The 18,900-nt window shown below is 54.2% G+C and carries 16 protein-coding genes and 1 riboswitch; of the genes, 6 read left to right on the top strand and 10 right to left on the bottom strand.

Annotation, left to right across the window (positions count from 1 at the left end):
• Positions 1-12: 12 nt before the first annotated feature.
• Positions 13-155, top strand: a riboswitch (FMN riboswitch).
• Between the two features lie 98 nt (positions 156-253).
• On the top strand, positions 254-745 hold the full coding sequence (locus M2Q46_RS14530; RefSeq protein WP_060185355.1) for a 6,7-dimethyl-8-ribityllumazine synthase: 492 nt from the start codon (positions 254-256) through the stop codon (positions 743-745).
• A gap of 113 nt (positions 746-858) precedes the next feature.
• Here the strand turns inward: M2Q46_RS14530 and M2Q46_RS14525 are convergent, their stop codons facing one another.
• Genes M2Q46_RS14525 through rsmB form a run of 4 tightly spaced genes read right to left on the bottom strand, consistent with a single transcriptional unit; the run spans position 859 to position 5,849 of the window.
• Positions 859-1,554, bottom strand: a complete 696-nt coding sequence (locus tag M2Q46_RS14525) for a response regulator (RefSeq protein ID WP_060185356.1) — start codon at positions 1,552-1,554, stop codon at positions 859-861.
• Positions 1,555-1,575: 21 nt separating this feature from the next.
• Positions 1,576-3,912: an ATP-binding protein gene (locus M2Q46_RS14520; protein WP_035270606.1), complete on the bottom strand. Its 2,337-nt coding sequence runs from the start codon at positions 3,910-3,912 to the stop codon at positions 1,576-1,578.
• Positions 3,912-4,496, bottom strand: coding sequence for a DUF4390 domain-containing protein (locus M2Q46_RS14515; protein ID WP_026483737.1), 585 nt, complete (start codon positions 4,494-4,496; stop codon positions 3,912-3,914). The genes M2Q46_RS14520 and M2Q46_RS14515 overlap by 1 nt, the downstream gene beginning before the upstream one ends.
• A 48-nt stretch (positions 4,497-4,544) precedes the next feature.
• A complete protein-coding gene (gene rsmB, locus M2Q46_RS14510) occupies positions 4,545-5,849 on the bottom strand; it encodes a 16S rRNA (cytosine(967)-C(5))-methyltransferase RsmB (RefSeq protein WP_302357649.1) in 1,305 nt (434 codons plus the stop codon).
• Between the two features lie 204 nt (positions 5,850-6,053).
• Between rsmB and rimO the strand changes: the two genes are divergently transcribed.
• The 5 genes from rimO to M2Q46_RS14485 all read left to right on the top strand — a co-directional run bounded on the left by rimO (position 6,054) and on the right by M2Q46_RS14485 (position 11,645).
• On the top strand, positions 6,054-7,373 hold the full coding sequence (rimO, locus tag M2Q46_RS14505; protein ID WP_250756182.1) for a 30S ribosomal protein S12 methylthiotransferase RimO: 1,320 nt from the start codon (positions 6,054-6,056) through the stop codon (positions 7,371-7,373).
• A gap of 65 nt (positions 7,374-7,438) precedes the next feature.
• Positions 7,439-9,112, top strand: a complete 1,674-nt coding sequence (locus M2Q46_RS14500) for a sulfatase-like hydrolase/transferase (protein ID WP_302357544.1) — start codon at positions 7,439-7,441, stop codon at positions 9,110-9,112.
• A gap of 15 nt (positions 9,113-9,127) precedes the next feature.
• The gene (locus tag M2Q46_RS14495) at positions 9,128-9,652 is read left to right on the top strand and encodes a gamma carbonic anhydrase family protein (RefSeq protein ID WP_115634458.1); all 525 of its coding nucleotides are present in this window, start codon (positions 9,128-9,130) and stop codon (positions 9,650-9,652) included.
• Between the two features lie 240 nt (positions 9,653-9,892).
• Positions 9,893-10,657, top strand: a complete 765-nt coding sequence (locus M2Q46_RS14490; protein WP_302357543.1) for an aspartate/glutamate racemase family protein — start codon at positions 9,893-9,895, stop codon at positions 10,655-10,657.
• A 100-nt stretch (positions 10,658-10,757) separates the two neighbouring features.
• A complete protein-coding gene (locus M2Q46_RS14485) occupies positions 10,758-11,645 on the top strand; it encodes a LysR substrate-binding domain-containing protein (RefSeq protein WP_302357542.1) in 888 nt (295 codons plus the stop codon).
• A 95-nt stretch (positions 11,646-11,740) separates the two neighbouring features.
• On the opposite strand, the gene hpaI is transcribed toward M2Q46_RS14485, so the two are convergent.
• The 6 genes from hpaI to M2Q46_RS14455 all read right to left on the bottom strand — a co-directional run bounded on the left by hpaI (position 11,741) and on the right by M2Q46_RS14455 (position 18,900).
• Positions 11,741-12,547 carry a 4-hydroxy-2-oxoheptanedioate aldolase gene (gene hpaI / locus M2Q46_RS14480; protein WP_302357541.1) on the bottom strand — a complete coding sequence of 269 codons (807 nt, stop codon included), beginning with the start codon at positions 12,545-12,547 and terminating at the stop codon, positions 11,741-11,743.
• Between the two features lie 181 nt (positions 12,548-12,728).
• A complete protein-coding gene (locus tag M2Q46_RS14475; protein ID WP_226791389.1) occupies positions 12,729-13,472 on the bottom strand; it encodes an ABC transporter ATP-binding protein in 744 nt (247 codons plus the stop codon).
• Positions 13,448-14,275: an ABC transporter permease gene (locus M2Q46_RS14470; RefSeq protein WP_259672633.1), complete on the bottom strand. Its 828-nt coding sequence runs from the start codon at positions 14,273-14,275 to the stop codon at positions 13,448-13,450. Before M2Q46_RS14470 ends, M2Q46_RS14475 begins: the two co-directional genes overlap by 25 nt.
• On the bottom strand, positions 14,275-15,288 hold the full coding sequence (locus M2Q46_RS14465; RefSeq protein WP_302357538.1) for an ABC transporter substrate-binding protein: 1,014 nt from the start codon (positions 15,286-15,288) through the stop codon (positions 14,275-14,277). Before M2Q46_RS14465 ends, M2Q46_RS14470 begins: the two co-directional genes overlap by 1 nt.
• Positions 15,289-15,445: 157 nt before the next feature.
• A complete protein-coding gene (locus M2Q46_RS14460) occupies positions 15,446-17,656 on the bottom strand; it encodes a methyltransferase domain-containing protein (RefSeq protein WP_302357537.1) in 2,211 nt (736 codons plus the stop codon).
• A complete protein-coding gene (locus M2Q46_RS14455) occupies positions 17,656-18,900 on the bottom strand; it encodes an ABC transporter ATP-binding protein (protein ID WP_302357536.1) in 1,245 nt (414 codons plus the stop codon). The genes M2Q46_RS14460 and M2Q46_RS14455 overlap by 1 nt, the downstream gene beginning before the upstream one ends.

Here is an 18,900-nt window from a genome sequence, read left to right as displayed (position 1 = left end):
CTCCCCGGCCAACTACGTTCTCAGGGCGGGGTGCAAGTCCCCACCGGCGGTAATGGCATTAGCCTAGCCCGCGAGCGCCTGGCCTGAGGTCAGGGACAGCAGACCCGGTGTGATTCCGGGGCCGACGGTATAGTCCGGATAAAGAGAGAACGGGATATGCTCACGCACCTGTACAGGAGTCATCCTGCTATGGGCTTGAGCTATCCTGCTTCCTGCATGCCCTGTTTTTGTTGTCATAAAACAGGAAACCAACATGAACAGCATTACCCCAGCCAATCTTCTGGCTCCCCGTATCGCCTTTATTCAAGCTTGCTGGCACAAGGACATTGTGGATCAGGCCCGACTGGGTTTTATCGACGAAGTCAAAGCCATGGGCCACGACAGCAGCCTGATCGACTTCTTTGAAGTGGGCGGCGCCTTTGAAATCCCACTGCATGCTCAACGTCTGGCCCAATCGGGTCAATATGCCGCTGTTGTGGCTGCCGGTCTGGTGGTTGATGGCGGTATTTATCGCCACGACTTTGTGGCTACCGCAGTGATTCAAGGCTTGATGCAAGTCCAGCTCAGCACCAACGTGCCGGTGTTTTCAGTCGTGCTGACTCCTCACCATTTCCATGATGGCAAAGAGCACCACGATTACTTCCACCGTCACTTTGTGATCAAGGGCCAGGAAGCGGCCCGTACATGCCTGGATACCGTGAGCAAATTGCAGGCACTGCCTGCGACATCCGTCGCCGCTCTCTAAACGGCAAGGCGGCCTGAAAAGGCCGCCTCAATCCCAAACCCCCCAGGCTGCTTTTACCCGCAGCGCCAGAGCTGGCCAAAAGCTTACTGGCCATGCATTTGGTAACTACTGTATCAAGACTGGTTACGCTTGCGCGACGAGTCTATACCCAACTGTTTAAGCTTGCGGTACAAGTGAGTGCGTTCCAGACCAGTACGCTCCGACACACGCGTCATGCTGTGATTTTCGCGGCGCAGATGATATTCAAAATAAATGCGCTCGAACTCGTCACGCGCTTCGCGCAAAGGCAGATCCAAAGAAATGCTACCCAGCTGAGACTCATCCTGCTCGACTTCAGGGACGGCCATGGCAGGTGCCATACCGGGAGCCATTGTGGCGGTTTCAGGGCGGCGATCACCACCTTGAACCACCGGGCGGGCAGCGGCTGCCAGCGCCTTGGGTGCAACGGTACGCTCCAGACCCGAGGCGACGGTCTTGAGCAGGCGCTGCATGGTGATGGGTTTTTCCAGGAAGTCCACCGCACCAATACGGGTTGCTTCCACCGCGGTATCCACCGTGGCGTGGCCACTCATCATGACCACTGGCATATCCAGCAAGCCTTGAGAAGCCCACTCCTTGAGCAGGCTGACACCGTCAGTGTCTGGCATCCAGATATCCAGCAAGACCAGATCGGGGCGGCCCCGCAAGCGTGCCTCGCGAGCCTGGGCGGCATTCTCTGCCAATTGCACGGTGTGCCCTTCGTCGTAAAGAATTTCCGACAAAAGTTCCCGAATGCCGATTTCGTCATCAACTACCAGAATTCTGGCCATAAAACGTCACCTACGTGATTTTTACGCATTATCGTTTGCTCGCCGCCCAGAGTCCAGACGAATATGCTGGCCAGCAAGCCGGGTAAAGAGGATGGAAATGCGAGCCCCCCCCTCACGACGATTGGAAACATCGATTCTGCCGCCGTGCTCCTCGATGATTTTCTTAACTATAGCAAGTCCCAGACCCGTGCCGGTGGGCTTGGTGGTTACGTAAGGTTCAAAAACGCGCACCAGCATCTGGGGATCAAAACCTGGCCCGTTATCTGACACCACAAAACTGACCGCATCAGAAGAGTCGGAACCTTCTACGCCCGCAATCATGGTTTTAACAAATACATGCGCCTGGTCAAGTGATTGATCCTGGGCAGCCGCTTCACGAGCATTGGCCAGCAGATTATGGATAACCTGCCGCAGTTGCGTGGGGTCGCCTTGAACCATGGGCAAATCAGGGTCCAGCTCCACATCAATTGCCACACTATAACCATCGTCCCGGACCATGCCTTCTTCCGGGTCCCAACCATATAAAGTCAGCACTTCGGTAATCAGCTCGTTCAGATTCAGAGCTTGCATCTGAGTCGCCGGTTTACGAGCATACTCTCGGAAATCTTCCACCATCTTCTTGAGCGAACTGACCTGATTGACGATGGTATTGGTATAGCGCAGCAACATGGCAGCATGGACTTCATCCAGCTGCGACTCCAGTTTCATGGCCAGTCGTTCGGCCGACAACTGAATAGGCGTTAACGGGTTCTTGATCTCGTGTGCCAGGCGTCGAGCCACCTCGCTCCAGGCCACCAGACGGCTGGCGGAAATCACGTCGGTAATATCGTCAAACACCACCAGATACCCGGTTGGCTGACCATCTACACGCAGCAAGGTACCACGGGCCAAAACGGTGACGATAGTATCACGCGCTTCATTACCTTCTTGCATTTCCAATTCAAACTGCTGCTGCCAGTAAGGATGATCCGAGCCCATGGCCTGATGCGTGGAAAAGGCTTCACGTATCACCGAGGCAAAGGTCATGGCCCCTTCCAGCGTTTCCAGAGGACGCCCCTTGATGGAGCGCAAATCCACCTGCAAGATACGCTGCGCTCCCTGGTTGAACATGGTGACACGGAACATCTCGTCAAAAGCCAGTACACCACTGGACAGATTACTGAGCACGGACTCCAGGTACATATTGGAGCGTTCCAGCTGCAGACGATTTTTCTCGACCATGCGGCGCGCTTCATCCAGTTGCCGAGTCATGGCATTGAAAGAGCGAGTCAACTGGCCTACTTCATCTTTGGCAGGTGGCTCAGGCAAAGCCCGGTAATCCCCTACCCCTACCGCCTGCGTACCGGCAGCCAATGTCAGCAAAGGACGCGTCAGGCGGCGCGACAAGGCCAAGGCAGCCGCCACAGCCGTAAACACCGCCAGAATCAAGGCCAGCGTCAGCGTTATGCCGTAGAGCTTGCGCAAGCCCTGACGAGATAAGGCCAGCTCCTGATAATCCCGGAAACCTTGCTGCACCTGGTTGGCATTGCGTGCAATCTTGTCCGGCACAGGCTGAATGACCTGCAGCCAGCGCGAGTCTGCCGTGCCACTCAAGGTTGCCGCAAAGCGATTGGGATCGGCCAATGGTAGAACCGTGCGCAGACGCAAACCTGTGGACTCTGCGGGAACCCCGCCTTCGTCCAGGCCGTTGTCGTGAACAGGCGCATCGTCATCCACCTCGGCAGCCGAATAGCGGCCTGCAATACGCAGCTGATTCATCACGCTGGAGGGCGGCATATCAGGCAGCAGCGTGTCGTAACGGCCCGAGGAAAAGGCAATCAGACGACCATTGCCCGAAAACACCATTGCCTCCGTCACCCCGCTGTTCTCACGCAAGGAGATCAGCAAGCTGCTGTACTGCGCGCTATCCGCCTTGTTCAGTGCCGACACCATTTCATTGGCACGACCTTCCAGCTCATTGAGCTGCGAATCCAGGGCGGCACGGCCCAGGCTCAAGCCCGACTCCAGGGCCGTATCCACCCGCACGTTGAACCAGGACTCGATCGAGCGCGACATGAACTGCACCGAGAGCAGGTAGATGAGCGCCCCCGGAATAATGCCGATCAAGGTGAAGTAAAAGGCAAAGCGCGCCGTCATGCGGGCACCAAACTGACGCCGGCGTATTTGTCTGAACAGACGAATCGTGAGCAACAGCACCCAGGAAATCAGCGTGGCGGCCAGTACACCGTTGAGCACCAGCAGCAAGTCATACTGCTGCGCATAGCGCGAAGCGTTACCCGTAGACCAGACAAGAAGAGAAAACAGCGCCAACGCGCTGACACCCGCTCCGAACAGAGCGGTGCGCAAGATCCAACGTATCAAGGTTGGGGCTCGTCGACGGAGACGGAAAAGGAAAAGGTTTTCCATGGAGTAGCCAATGTCCAGGCAGAACTATTGATGGCGTCCACTTGAAACGGACGGGCCAGCAAAGAGGTATCCAGGCGCAAACGCACACGACCCTGGTATTCCTGGTCGCGGTCCAGATCAGCCACATAGGCCACGGCCCAGCCGCGAATATGCCGCAGCATGGCCAATGCGTCGTTCATGGAGGATTCGGGCAGAGAAAGGTCCCCGGTGCCCACGCGCCACTGACGGGTCAGGGCGTTATACACGACCCGCCAAGTTTGTTGTTCTTTGACAACGTTTTTGTCAAACCAGTACCAGCGGGGTTTGGCCAATTCCACTTCAACCGTGAAATACAGCGGCACCCCTTTCTCGGCAGCGGTGCGCAATTCCGGGCTTAACTCGAATTCGACATCCGCGTCGATATACAGTTTTTCATCCCGAATATGGGGCTCGACCTTGACGACCCGCTCTCCCGACGTAGCGACCGGCACAATGGTATTGGCCGAGCTTAGCGCGCAGTTGAAAATCAGCAGAAAAGACAGAAAAACGCGCCACATCGTGATTAACCGCAAAAAGGACAAAGTCAGAGCCCTAATTGTGACAAGTCAAACCGGGCGCGTAAATAAGGCGTAGAAAAAACCGTCGCCATCTGCCAGCGATCGTCCCGCAACGCCGGGCAAAATCTGGCCAGGAGAGTCCAAAAGCTGCGCCTCGGGGTGACGGGCCAAAAATGCCTCGACCTGTTGCTCCCCTTCAGCCGGGAAAATCGAGCAGGTCGAATACAGGAAATGCCCGCCGGGCCGCAATGTGGACCACAAGGCATCCAGTATAGAGCTTTGCAAACGCGCGGTATCGGCAATGTCCGACTCGCGGCGCAACCAGCGAATATCGGGGTGACGACGCACAATACCCGAAGCGGTACAAGGCACATCAGCCAGGATGGCATCAAAGGGCTGCCCATCCCACCACTGAGCAGGACGAGCCGCATCGCCCCGTTTCAATTGAACTTTGTCGCTGGCCAGGCCCAGACGACGCAGGTTATGACCTACGCGCTCCAGACGCTCGCCGTCCGAATCCAGGGCCAACAAGGAAACATCCGCCTGCTCCAGCAAATGAGCGGTCTTGCCACCCGGGGCCGCGCACGCATCCAGCACGCGCATGCCATCCTTGACCGGCAAAAGCAGACCGGCTTGCTGAGCCGACCAGTCCTGCACCGACCACCAGCCCAGATCAAACCCAGGAATCGCCTGAACCGGCATGGCCTTGTCCAAGGTAACGGCACCCGTGCCGGGGCTGCTGGACGCAATACCGGCTTCCGTCAGCACCGCCTGCAAGCGCTCCACCGAGCAACGACGCTGATTCACGCGCAAGGTCAAAGGACCAGGGCGATTGGCCGCTTGCAACAACGCTTCCCAATCACGAGGGTAAGCACGACGCAATTCCTTGACCCACCAGCCAGGATGATTCCAGCGTGCTTCGGGGCGGCTCTCCACCTGAGACAGGATCATCTTGCGCTCGCGTGTAAAGCGACGCAGCACCCCGTTCACCAAGCCCTTGGACAGACGCAGCGCAGCCTGGCTATCAGCCGCACGCACAGCCTGATCCACCACCGTATGCACGGCATAGACCGGCACATCCGGGCGATCCTCAAAAGCCTTGGCATCCTCTTTCACACGCATGGCTGTATCCAGCAAGGCCAGCGACACCATCAGCAAGGCATCCAGCCAGGTATTGCTGGGCTGGCGTGGCACCAGCGTGATACGGATCTGACGGGCATGGCCCAGACGGCGCAAAACATGGAAGCTGACAGACTGCACCGCCGCACGGGCTGGCGCTGGCGTTGCAGCCAGGCTTTCAGTCAGGGACTTGCCTGCCAGTACGCCTTCAATATTGCGCGCACTCAGCAACATGACTTCAGACAGGGGCAAAGAGGGAGAAAGATGGGCGTCGGACACAGAACAACCGCTAGAAAAGAAAAATATGACTGCGACTGTAGCACTATTTGCCGCATAAACCGGGCTCAAACGCACAAGATACGCACGCATCCGGGCATGGGACGGTAAAATCAAGCCTATTTCCCAATTTCGAGCCCTCAAGCTCCAGAAGGACCCTCTATGAGCGCCCCCAAAGTCGGATTCGTGAGCCTGGGTTGTCCCAAGGCCCTGGTCGATTCCGAACGAATTCTTACCCAGCTGCGTACCGACGGCTATCAGATCACCCCCAGCTACGACAATGCGGATGTGGTGGTGGTCAATACCTGTGGCTTTATCGACAGCGCCAAGGCTGAATCGCTGGAAGCGATCGGCGAGGCACTGGCTGAGAACGGCCGTGTCATTGTCACCGGTTGTATGGGTGTGGACGAAGGATTGATTCGCGACGTACACCCCTCGGTGCTGTCCGTCAGCGGCCCCCAGCAATACGAGCAGGTACTGCGCGCCGTGCGTGAAGCCGCCCCACCCTCGCTGGACCACAATCCCTATATTGATCTGGTACCGCCACAAGGCATCAAGCTGACCCCGCGTCACTACGCCTACCTGAAGATTTCCGAAGGCTGTAACCACAGCTGCAGCTTCTGTATTATCCCGTCCATGCGCGGCAAGCTCGTCAGCCGTCCTGTCGGCGAGGTGCTGGGCGAAGCCGAGCGTCTGGTCAAGGCAGGTGTCAAAGAGCTGCTGGTGATCTCGCAGGACACCAGCGCCTACGGCGTGGACATCCGCCAGCGTACGGGCTTCTGGAATGGTCGCCCCGTCAAGAGCAGCATGCTGGATCTGAGCGCCGCCCTGTCCGAGCTGGGTGCGTGGGTGCGTCTGCACTACGTCTACCCCTACCCGCATGTGGACAATATCATTCCCCTGATGGCCGAGGGCAAAGTGCTGCCGTACCTGGATATCCCCTTCCAGCACGCCAGCCCTTCCGTGCTGCGCGCCATGAAGCGCCCTGCGTTTGAAGACCGCACCCTGTCTCGCATCAAGCAATGGCGTCAGGACTGCCCGGATCTGACCATCCGCTCCACCTTCATCGTGGGCTTCCCCGGCGAGACCGAGGAAGACTTCCAATACCTGCTGGACTGGATGACCGAAGCCCAACTGGATCGCGTCGGCTGTTTCCAATACTCCCCCGTGGAAGGCGCCCCCGCCAACAAGCTCGACGGCATCGTCCCCGACGAAGTCAAACAAGAGCGTTGGGAACGTTTCATGGAGCATCAACAAGCCATCTCCACCGCTCGCCTGGCTGCCAAAGTGGGCCGCGAAATGGACGTGCTGATTGATGAGATCGACGAAGACGGTGATGCCGTTGGCCGCTCCAGCGCCGACGCCCCCGAAATTGACGGCAACGTCTTCATCACCAGCGAACAAAAACTGGAACCCGGCCAGATGGTGCGTGTGCGCATTACGGATTCCAGTGAATATGACTTGTTTGGAGAAACAAGCTAAGCTCGAACGTCCCTACGTTCATTTGACAATAGCCCGGCCCTCGAGCCGGGCTATTCGCTTACGACATGATAAGAACACGACTCATTGATCTGGTTGTTGTTATCGCGCTGGGGTACTTCCAGCACTATCTTTTGCAGGACCATCTGGATTTTCTCTTTCTGGATGAGGCAGGCCAATATCGATGGCTTGCGCTGGCCCTCTCCATGGCCCCACTATTTGCGCTCTACTTTCTGCTGCGGGTAGTTCTACCCTGTACGGTCGCAGGGGCCCTGACGGCAGGGGTCTCCTTATTGCTGACAGAAGTCAGTAACACCAAGCAGGCGCTGACGACCGAACCGCTTAGTTGGACAGATATCACTCGCACTGACAATCTGTCAGTTGTGCCGCACTACATAAGCCAGTCCCACATAATCTATGCATTACTAATCATTGCCGGGCTTGTGCTACTGCTGCGGCTTGATCGAACAGCACGCTTAAAAAAGACAGGGATTGTGCTGGCCACCCTTTTCTCTGTGCTGTCCCTGCACCCCTACTTGAATCGCATAGATACACCGTTAAGCCACCTAGCGCAGTTTGAATTAACACGCCAAGACATCAACTATGTCGTGTGGGACTGGCCCAGGAATATTAGAAAAAATGGCCTGCTTACCCATTTAGTTCAAACAAGCCAACGCCGCATGCCCCCGAAGCCCTCGACCGAAGAACGGGCGCAATTTGATATTTTGAAAGAATCCAGTGCTGGCACATCAGCTCCCCCCTCAAACATCATTGTGATTCTCTGTGAGGCATGCTGGCATGATGAGCAGCACTTCAAAGAGGCCTTCACCCCCTTGGAAACAATAGGCTTTCAAGCCTTTCGCGCCATTGCCCCCGTGTATGGAGGCGGGACTGTCAACTCAGCATTTGAACTCCTTACCGGACTGCCCGCCAATGGTGCTTTAAATGGCATCATTTACCAGGAATATACAGAGCTGCTCTCTTCGCAGGCCTGGAGCTGGCCCCGTAGCCTTGAGCAAGCAGGTTACGCCAGCGTTTCACTGCACAATCACAATGCGGCCTTCTGGAACCGGCACATTGTTAATCCCAAACTTGGGTTCCGACGGTTTGTCGCCCTGGAAGACATGGATTACAACGGCCCGATCTGGGCCAATGATGGAATTCTTTTCAAGGCCGCCAGCCAAGAGCAGCAAAACAGTGACCGGCCAAACTTTCAGTTCATCACAACCGTTTATACACATGGGGCCTATTACCCACGTGATGGCGACCATGGCGAGCAGCACTATCAAGAGAAACTGACTCAAAGCCTGCGTGATGCGGCTGATTTTGCCGAGCGACTTCTTGCCGACCATCCGGACTCCCTTATTATGCTTGTTGGAGACCACAAGCCAGCCTTGACCCGTTTTTTCCACCAAGAAAATGTCTTTCCAGATGATTTCTTCATACGAACGGGGGAAATGAACGACGACTATATGTTCGCTCCCTCCGCCCCAAAAGAAATACTGGGTGACGTACCGGGCTATATTTACTATCGTGGTCAGGATCTGACAGCCCATTTGAACCATCAGCCCTTTTTCTGCCTTGGCCAGATCATTAATGACGCCTCCGCAGGTGCTGTCTTGCCAGCGTTCCAATACGCCAGGCATTATGATCTTTGCTCTTCCACCCCAAAGCTCACCTATACCCAGCGCAGTGAATCCTATCCAGGCTGGCTATATTCCGCCTCCCTCTTCGACTTCTGATTTTTGTACATTGTTATGCCTATCTATCAACTAGACGAACACAGCCCACAAATCCATGACAGCAGCTTTGTTGCCGCAGAGGCCACCCTGATTGGCAAGGTCGTATTGAAAGAGCACAGCAGTGTCTGGCCCGGTGCCGTTATCCGTGGTGACAACGAAACCATTACCGTAGGCGTAGGCTCGAACGTACAAGAAGGTGCCGTACTGCACACCGACCCCGGCTATCCCCTGAATATTGGCGACCACGTCACCATCGGCCACCAGGCCATGCTGCACGGCTGTACCATCGGTGAAGGCTCATTGATCGGCATTCAGGCTGTGGTGCTGAACGGTGCTGTCATCGGCCGCGATAGCCTAGTTGGTGCTGGCGCATTGGTCACTGAAGGCAAAGTGTTCCCGGAGCGCAGCCTGATCATCGGATCGCCCGCCAAAGCCGTACGTACCCTGAGCGATGAGGACATTGCCAAGCTACGTCAAAACGCCAGTGTTTACGCCCAACGCGGTGGCCACTACAAAACGGCCTTGAAACGCATAGGCTAAGAAAAACAGGCGTACACCGGGTTCCTCTTTGTCACACACCATGCAGTCAGCTGTCGCTTAAAAAGCCTCCGGAAAATATGCGAGGCCACTCAACGCTGGCAATCCGGACTGCCCTGGTCCCTACCCCTCCTGCCATCGCCGTTGGCGATGGCACGTTGACAGATGATTGATTTGCAAGGAAGAAAACGGGTCCTAGAATGAAGGCGTCAATCTAAAAACCACCTTCAGAGACAGATCCCTATGAAAACCTACCGCATCGGTCAGATCGTCCCCAGCTCCAACACCACCATGGAAACCGAGATTCCTGCCATGTTGCAGGCTCGTTACGCCGAGTTTCCTGAAGAGCGCTTCACCTTCCACTCCTCGCGCATGCGCATGATGCACGTGAATCCCGAAGAGCTGAAAGCCATGGACATCGCCAGCGATCGCTGCGCTGTTGAGCTGAGCGACGCCCGCATGAGCGTGATGGCCTACGCTTGCCTGGTCGCCATCATGGCCCAAGGCGACGGCTACCACCGCGTCTCGCAAGAGCGTCTGCAAAACACCGTAAAAGACAACGGCGTGGAAATTCCTGTGCTGAGCTCGGCCGGTGCCCTGGTCGATACGCTGAAAGAATTCGGCTACAAGAAAGTCTCCATCATCACCCCTTACATGAAACCGCTGACCAAGCGCGTGGCTGACTACATCGAAGCTGAAGGCATCGAAGTTCAAGACTCCATCAGCCTGGAAGTGTCGGACAACCTGGAAGTGGGCCTGTTGAATCCAGAGAACCTGCTGGAGCACGTCAAGCGCCTGAACCACGACGGCGTGGACGCAGTTATTCTGTCCGCTTGCGTGCAGATGCCTTCCCTGCCCGCCATCCAGCGCGCTCAAGACCAGATCGGCAAGCCCGTTCTGTCCGCCGCTGTTTGCACCGTGTACCAAATGCTCAAGACCCTGGGTCTGGAAACCCGCGTTCCTAACGCTGGCCACATCCTGTCGGGCGCCAAGCCACAACAAGCCTAAGCAATTCGGCTTGCAGTACATCGCCCTGCCAACCTTGCGTTGGCAGGGCTTTTTCATGTCTGAATGCAGTACAAACTAAAAAAAACGATATGATGCCTGCATGAAACTGGACCTTCTGACCCTCAAACTGTTTGTCCGCATACTGGAAGAAGGCACGATCAGCCAAGCGGCGGAGCGTGAGCATATTGCTGCCGCCGCAGTCAGCCGTCGGATTGCGGATCTGGAACAGTCTCTGAACACCACCTTGCTGCTGCGTACGAACAAGGGTGTCAGCCCAACAGCCGCCGGGCTGGAACTGCTGTATCGTTCTCGCGCCTTACTTAATAGCGCCCAGGAAATCGAGACGCGCCTGCAGGCCTATTCACAAGGACAACAAGGGCTGGTACATATTCTGGCCAACACGTCCGCCATCTCTCAGTTTCTGGCAGAGCCCCTGGGACAGTTCGGACGCCTGCACCCGGCTATCCCCCTGCAACTGGAGGAACAAACCAGCCTGGACATTATCCGAGCCCTTTCTGAAGGCAAAGCCGACCTCGGTGTCTTTACCCGCTTGCCTTACGCGGCCGACATCGAGGCCTACCCATTTCGCAGTGACAAACTGGTGGTGCTGGTGCCTATCAAACACCCCTTGGCCCAGCATGACAAAGTCCGTTTCGAGCAAACGTTGGAGCATGAACAGATCACGCTACTGACCGGCACGCAATTGCATTACCAGATCACCAAAATCGCCATGGAAGCCAACCGCTCGGTGCGCATCCGGACCGAAGTGTCGGGCTACGACGCCATGTGTTTATTGATTAATGCGGGCATGGGTATTGGCATCTTGCCGCGCAAAAGCGCCAGCATCTATCAGATCCCGAATACGCGCGTCATTGAGCTGAACGAAGAGTGGAGTCAGCGCGAAATTCTGATCGGTGTGCGCCGCCGCAGTGACCTGCAACCGAGCGCAGAGAGCTTGCTGAGCTTTCTGCTGGAAAGCGCTGCTTAACGACAAGCGTCGCCACTACGGCCACCGTCAAATACGAGGCAAGCATGCCAAGCCAAAAACGGTTGGCATTTGGCTCTTGGCATGCCAGCTTCTCCTCAATACGCCGCACCCGGCTGAGCCACAGGCTCTACCACCTCGTCCTTGAACTGCGCGAGCAAGGCCGTTGCCGCCTGTCGCAACAACACCGCGTCCACGCCTACGGCCACAAACAGGGCCCCCAAAGACAGATAGCGATGCGCTGCCTCAACATTCGCCTGCAGGATTCCGGGGGCCTTACCCGCCTTGCTGATACGCACAATCGCGTCCTCAATTGCTGACAAGACGTCTGGATGCCCTGGTTCGGTCAAATACCCCATACTGGCCGCCAAATCCGCCGGGCCGATGAAAATACCGTCCACGCCCTCCACCGCCAGAATCTCGTCCAGCTTATCCAGTGCCTCGCGAGTTTCCACCTGGCAAATCACGCACATTTCCTGATTGGCTCGCGCCACATAGTCCGTGGTCGCCCCCCAACGAGCAGCACGAGCCAGAGCTGCACCCACCCCGCGAATACCCTGCGGAGGATAACGTGTCGCGGCAACAGCCGCTTTGGCCTGTGCAGCGTTTTGCACCATGGGAATTAAAAGATTCTGAGCCCCCATATCCAGCAGCAACTTGATCTGCACGGGGTCGTTCCAGCTGGGACGCACAATCGGCGTGATGGGATGAGCCGAGACGGCCTGCAACTGGGCCAACAGGGTCTGTACCGTATTAGGGACATGCTCGCCATCCAGCAAGATCCAGTCATAGCCCAGGCCAGCACAGAGGTCCGCCACATACGGGCTGGCCAGGCCATGCCACAAACCAATCTGGGACTTGCCTTGCCGCAAAGCCTGCTTGAATGCATTTACCGGGTGCTTCATGTCCTCTCCTTGTCACATGCTTAGGCGTCAAACAAGCAGTGTAAAGCGCACAAGGCGGAAGTGAGCACAAGGCCTGATTGTTTTGTCTCTGAGCATCGTCACGCATAACCAGCAGACAAGAGTCAGCAACAGAAACGGCCCATTCAATGGGCCGTTTTTCTTGATGCAATGACTAGCGTCATTACAGGGCCTGACCGACCTCTTTCACCAACTCTCCAAAGCGGGGCGTAGTCCGATCTCGCGGGCGCGGCAGGTCTACCTCTATCCGGGCGCTGACACCGGCCGGGCTGCCACCCAGAACGATAATGGTATCGGCTAAAAAGACCGCCTCGTCAATGTCGTGCGTCACGAACAAAACCGCTGCCGAACTGCGCTGCCACACCTGAACCAACTCGTCCTGTAAAGCCTGACGGGTCAAGGCATCCACGGCAGAAAAAGGCTCGTCCATCAACAGCAAATCGGGCTGCACGGCCAAGGCACGGGCAATACCAACACGCTGTACTTGGCCACCCGATAACTGATGAGGCCAACGGTCTTTCAGATGCGCCAAGCCCACCTGATTCAAGGCAGCATCCACACGCTGATCGCGCTCTTCACGCGACAGCCCCAGACCTTCCAGGCCATAAGCCACGTTGGAAGCAATACGTCGCCAAGGCAAGAGGCGGCTGTCCTGAAACACGAAGGCATTGGCCCGACGGCCTGGGCTGTCTTGCAGATTGGATCGCAGATGCCCGAAACTGGGCTGGCTCAAACCGGCCGCAGCACGCAGCAAGGTGCTCTTGCCTACGCCCGAACCACCCACAATCGCCACAAAATGCCCTGCCTGAACTTCCAGATTCACATCACGGATCACAGGTGCAGGCGCACCGGGGTACTGAAAACCAAACCCCTGAAACTGAATCAAGGCTGCCACTGAAGTACCCATTTGTTGAAAGTCAGAAAAAGCATGTCGCACAAGGTATAGACCACCGAGATGATCAACATATAGACCACAACCGCATCGTAAGCACCCACACCCGCAGCGGCATTCATTTCCTGACCCATGCCAGGCACACCCAGCAATTCAGCCGCAATCAGCGTCATCCAGGCCTGGCCGATACCGGCACGCACACCGCTCAACAAACCGGGGCTGATCGCTGGCAGAACCACCGTCCAGGCGCGAGCGAAATAGGAGTTATGCCCGAATGCGGCAGCCAGCTCGTAATAGCGGGGATCAACTGAGCGCACCGCACTGTAAGTGGCAAAGTAATTCAGCCAGAACACACCGATTGCAATCACAAAGGCTGCGCCAGTATGGCTAACCTTGAACCAGGCAATTGCAAACACCACCCACGCCAAGGGAGGGATAGGACGCAACAAACGAACCAAATAAGCTTGCAGCAAATCAAAGCGATGGATAGTTGCCGCCGCCAGACCAAAAGCAATACCCAGGAAAGTGCCGATGCCCAAGCCCCAGAAATAATGCACCAGACTGGACTGAGCAGCAGGCCAGAGACGACCAGCCTCAATCTCCTGGAACAAGGCCGAAGGCAAGCTCAAGGGATCAGGCAAGGTACCGCGTGGAGCCCAGCCATAGACATAAGCCAGTCGCCACACCAGGATAAACAAAGCCAGGCCGGCTACACCGTAAACAATCCGCTCAAGACCACGACGCCACAAGGCATCAACCAAGGCACCCGCCGGTGCAGGTGCCGCGGCGGGCAAACTTGCTTGTTTCGCAACGCTCATTACGGTGCCGCCTTCTCATAAAAGCGAACGTCAAACAGGCTTTGAACATCGTCCAGCTTGGTCGCCAGCGTGCCTAAAGACACCTGGAAATCCTGCAGCTGAACCGTGCCATCAATAATCTTGCGAGGGTCAGGCTGGAACTGATCGCGCGAACGTTCGATAGCGGCCTGCACAATGTCTTTAGGCAAGCGACCACCGCCTACATATTTCTGCACATAAGGTGTTGCCTTGGAAGGTTCATCGCGCAGCAAGGCAGTGGCACGCAAATGAGCATTCACCAAATGCTGAACCAGATCAGGATGAGAGTTGATCAGACCTTCACGTACCAGCAACACCGAACCGGGCTCATTGGGGAACAGCTCACCACCATGAGCCACGATCTTGGCATCAGGCTGGCGTTGCAGAATCTGGCTAACAGTAGGTTCCAGAATGGCGGCGGCATCAACCGCATGATTGCTCAAGGCCTGCTGAATCTGAGCCTCGCCCTGGTAAATAACCTCGACCACATTCGGGTCTACTTTCAGCATATTGCGCAGCCAGTACTGCAAGGCAGCCTCAGGCACAGCACCTTTGGGGTAGCTGGCAACCTTGGGCTTGTGACCCTTCTCTTGGGTGAACTTGGCTACAGCCGCTGCAAAATCAGGCTTATCGGCATCCAGATAAGCGGCCAGATCGCCAATAGCGACCACGCTGACCTGTTCCACGATGTTGGAGGCAACAACTTTGACGTCGGCCTCTTTAGCCTTGGCCACCAAGGCGGGCCCAATACCGACATACGCAACGTCCAGTTGACCAGCGATCAAGGCCTGGGTCAGCGCTGGACCGCTTTGGAACTGAACCAGCTTGGGGTCCGGTTGTCCCTCTGGCAATAAGTCGCCAGATCCTAAGCCCACGAACAATTGAGCGGCAGGCATGATGGGTAAATAGCCAATCTCCAGCGCTTGCTCGGCAGCCTGTGCGGAGAAGGAGACGGATAGAGCAAGAAGGCCAGGGGCTAAATAACGGGAAAACATAAAGATCTCGTGAAACAGGCGAAAACTGAAGCTTAAACCTGTTGGGGAGACGCATCTTTATTTGTTTATAACCATTTATTATAAAAATCAGATTCTTTACGTAACCGCGACTTAGCCCGGCATGACAGCCAACTCAAAATACTAATAAAACAGTGACTTACTGTTTATCAAAACTCGGAAACAAAGGCGCCATTTTCTCGGCTCTGGCCGACCAGTCATTCTCGTCCGCCAACTGACGCATACGCGCACGATACTGAACGTCGTCCTTGACCGCAAAAGCTCGCTCGATCTGCTCCAGATACTCCTCTGAAGAAGCCGCAGAAAACACCTCGGGGTAACAAGTACATTCGTCCATCGCCGAAGTCACGACCACCGGCACTTCCAACGCAAAATACTCGAACAACTTCAACGGCGACGTCGTACGAGCTATCTCACCGGGCTCGAACGGAATAATGGCAATATCAAAACGCTGGGCATAGGCTGGCAGCACCGCATAATCAATCGCCCCCAACCACAACACGTTATCTCGCTTGGACAACTTCTCAATGCCACCGTAATAATCCGGCCCCAAATACACAAAACCATGATCCGGCAATCGCTCTGCCAGCTCATTGAGCACGTCGTACCACAGCCAAGGCGCCAAGGCCCCAAAGTAACCGACGATACGCTGATACTTACCCAGAAACTGCTCGTATTGCTCAGGCAAGGTGACATGGCTCCAGTCCCGCCGATAATGCGCACAGTCAACGCCATTAGGAATGAAGACCACCTTCTCAGCACCCACCCCCTCAATGGCCTCTTCGCGCAAGGCCTTGGAAGACGCAACGATATAGTCAGCGTCACCCCCAAAGGCCATATCCTTGAAGCGGCTTAGCGACTGGACATTGTCCCCTGAAATTGCCGGATCAATATGGTCGATGTACTCATACACCATGGCGTTGCCCTCCAGCATATGAGGGCCATACTCGTTATGCGCTGTGCTGTAAAACGACCGCAATACCCCCTTCAGACTATGAGACTCGACAGCATTCACCAGCCATACATTGTCGCCAAGGTATCGGGCGCCTTTCACCTTGTCGGCTGTCCAGCACACCGTTTCATAAATCACCAGAAAGCCCAGGCGTCCCAACGCCTTAGCCATATGCTGTGGACGTTGGTATAAAGGCACATCCCAATCGATAACAACCGATTGAACGAACACCCCTCTGTACTCATGCCGGAAAGCGAGGACATTAGCCTCAAACTGGGCCCAACTCCAATCCCCTTGCCCTTCGCCGGCAGTGCCTGCAAAAGCCGCAACAGCACGCGAAGCACCCGCACGCTTCCATGCAAAATAATTTTTTGCGTCCTGCCAAAAATGGACCGGGTCTTTAACAAAACGGCTCAATGCGCGTAATGGACGGGTTAAACGCCACGAAGAGGAGGAACGAAGTAAATTAACCTCTACCTCTTTAGCTGCCAAAAAACCATCTTTTACAGCTAAATCATTCTCTTTCATGGCTAAAGAAGCACTTAGGTTTTTAACCCTATCTAGCAAGTCCTTATTGGCTTCTTCCTTTATGCGTAACTCTTCCTTGTAAACATTAGAGTCCACAATCAAGCTCGACAACTCCTCCATAGATTCTCTAAGAATCCTGGAAAATTCATACTCTCGCTTCCAGCTTGATGAGTCATACCCTAGCAAAGGAGAATTAAAGGAATCCGCATCAATGTGTACATCTCCTAAACTCAACCCTCTGTTTTCAACCCAACTTTCTTTCACATATAAAAGAATAACCTGATCGCCTGGCCACATATTATTAGGAACGATACTGCAGTCGACTACCTTAGACCAAGCCAGCTTGAAACCATTCAAATAAATCGGGATATTATTTTCTGTAAATGTAAAAAAATGCTCATCAATGCGCTGATACTCCCTATACGGAAGCGCAAAAATCAAACCCAATCTTGCCTTAAGGGATATTTTTCGGATGACCGAAAATGGGTCATGAAAATGCTCCAAGGTATTGGATGAAAATATAAAATCATACTTACTTCCATCCACATCATCTTGAAGCCAATCTTGAGCCAAGAAATTAATTGCCGGATAGCGTTCGTTAGCAACACGTATCGACTCTTCCGAAAAATCAATTCCATGTAGATTAGACGGAGGAAAATAGTCAACAAGGACATTTGTCCCATCACCCTGAGCGCAGCCCCAATCAGCAATGCTTAACCCCTCAGCATTGACTGCCTTGAGAAACCATGAAGGCAGATTCGTCATGGCTGTTCTAGCAAAAAAACGGGACTGTTCCGGCCCTGAGTTCTCGTCCCAGTTTTCCAGAAATCTAGTTTCCCAATAATCTTTCGAATTAATATTATTTTTCATTAAGAGACCATTTCCTGAACAACAACATCGGGACAAAAAATACCAAACATTTTCTCTTCACTGAGGCCTACAAAATAATGTGCCCCCTCGTAATATTCATAATAATGCACATCTGTATTGTTACGCTTCTCCACCGTAGCCACCAAGAGGTAACGACCAGGCGCGAGATAATTCTTAAACGAAAATTCAATACTTCTTTCCTGAAGCCTTGAATCATCTTTCAAACCATTTCTGTGGGTTGCCACTAAAATGTCATTACCCTTAAGATCTTTAATTGAAAATGCAATAACGAGATCCTGAGTAGAAATAGATTCTGTCAGCTGATACTTAACTTTAACCCTGATATCTTGCCCCCAAGATACCAGGTCAGTTTTCTTTCCTGTACTGTCCTGGATAGCAGCGTATTTTATAATACCAATATTGGATCCCCAATGAGATGAAGGACGATCATCGAGGCCTTCTTCAACATCTTCCTTAACATCTTGAAGAGGATTCGGATTCGATACTGTTTCTATATCCTCATCTTCCTTGAACATATACTCCATATATCTGCTGGTAATAGGAAAGACCTCTCCTATATCAATCATTTTTCCTTTATCCAACCACAGCACCCTATCGCATAACGTACGGATACTGGAGATATCATGGCTTACAAAAATAATGGTAGCACCAGAGTCTCGGATTTCATTGATTCGTCGCATGCATTTAGCAACAAAGCGCGCATCACCCACCGCCAGTGCTTCATCGACTATCAAAATCTCGGGTTCAACGTGAATAGCGACTGAAAAAGCCAGTCGCGCATACATTCCACTAGAGTAAGTTTTAATTGGCTGATCTATAAACTCTTCCAGCTCAGAAAATTCAATAACTTTATCTATTTTGCTTTCAATCTTTTCTCTTGGATAGCCTAGAATCGCCGCATTTAGCAGAATGTTATCTCTACCCGTAAATTCCGGATTAAAGCCTGCACCTAACTCCAGCAATGCTGCTATCCGCCCACCCACCTTAACCTCGCCAGTTGTTGGCGTAACAGTTCCACAAATAATCTGTAATAAAGTAGATTTTCCGCTACCGTTTCTTCCTACAATCCCGAATGTTTCACCACTACGAATGGTGAAACTGACTTTCTGGAGCGCCGCAAATTCCCTATAATAACTTTTATTTCGCTTAAACATTTGTTTAAGACGATCAGAAGGCTTTTCGTAGATTTTATATACCTTCGATATATCCTGAACAATAACCAT

The sequence above is a fragment of the Alcaligenes sp. YSL9 genome, assembly GCF_030515105.1.
GTDB classification, from domain to species: Bacteria; Pseudomonadota; Gammaproteobacteria; order Burkholderiales; family Burkholderiaceae_B; genus Alcaligenes; species Alcaligenes phenolicus.
This window is presented reverse-complemented; position numbering and strand designations above follow the sequence as displayed.

Coding starts and splice junctions, on each gene's coding strand:
- M2Q46_RS14530 (WP_060185355.1), top strand. CDS start 254: ATGAACAGCATTACCCCAGCCAATCTTCTGGCTCCCCGTATCGCCTTT.
- M2Q46_RS14525 (WP_060185356.1), bottom strand. CDS start 1,554: ATGGCCAGAATTCTGGTAGTTGATGACGAAATCGGCATTCGGGAACTT.
- M2Q46_RS14515 (WP_026483737.1), bottom strand. CDS start 4,496: ATGTGGCGCGTTTTTCTGTCTTTTCTGCTGATTTTCAACTGCGCGCTA.
- rsmB (WP_302357649.1), bottom strand. CDS start 5,849: ATGTTGCTGAGTGCGCGCAATATTGAAGGCGTACTGGCAGGCAAGTCC.
- rimO (WP_250756182.1), top strand. CDS start 6,054: ATGAGCGCCCCCAAAGTCGGATTCGTGAGCCTGGGTTGTCCCAAGGCC.
- M2Q46_RS14500 (WP_302357544.1), top strand. CDS start 7,439: ATGATAAGAACACGACTCATTGATCTGGTTGTTGTTATCGCGCTGGGG.
- M2Q46_RS14495 (WP_115634458.1), top strand. CDS start 9,128: ATGCCTATCTATCAACTAGACGAACACAGCCCACAAATCCATGACAGC.
- M2Q46_RS14490 (WP_302357543.1), top strand. CDS start 9,893: ATGAAAACCTACCGCATCGGTCAGATCGTCCCCAGCTCCAACACCACC.
- M2Q46_RS14485 (WP_302357542.1), top strand. CDS start 10,758: ATGAAACTGGACCTTCTGACCCTCAAACTGTTTGTCCGCATACTGGAA.
- hpaI (WP_302357541.1), bottom strand. CDS start 12,547: ATGAAGCACCCGGTAAATGCATTCAAGCAGGCTTTGCGGCAAGGCAAG.
- M2Q46_RS14475 (WP_226791389.1), bottom strand. CDS start 13,472: ATGGGTACTTCAGTGGCAGCCTTGATTCAGTTTCAGGGGTTTGGTTTT.
- M2Q46_RS14470 (WP_259672633.1), bottom strand. CDS start 14,275: ATGAGCGTTGCGAAACAAGCAAGTTTGCCCGCCGCGGCACCTGCACCG.
- M2Q46_RS14465 (WP_302357538.1), bottom strand. CDS start 15,288: ATGTTTTCCCGTTATTTAGCCCCTGGCCTTCTTGCTCTATCCGTCTCC.
- M2Q46_RS14460 (WP_302357537.1), bottom strand. CDS start 17,656: ATGAAAAATAATATTAATTCGAAAGATTATTGGGAAACTAGATTTCTG.
- M2Q46_RS14455 (WP_302357536.1), bottom strand. CDS start 18,900: ATGGTTATTGTTCAGGATATATCGAAGGTATATAAAATCTACGAAAAG.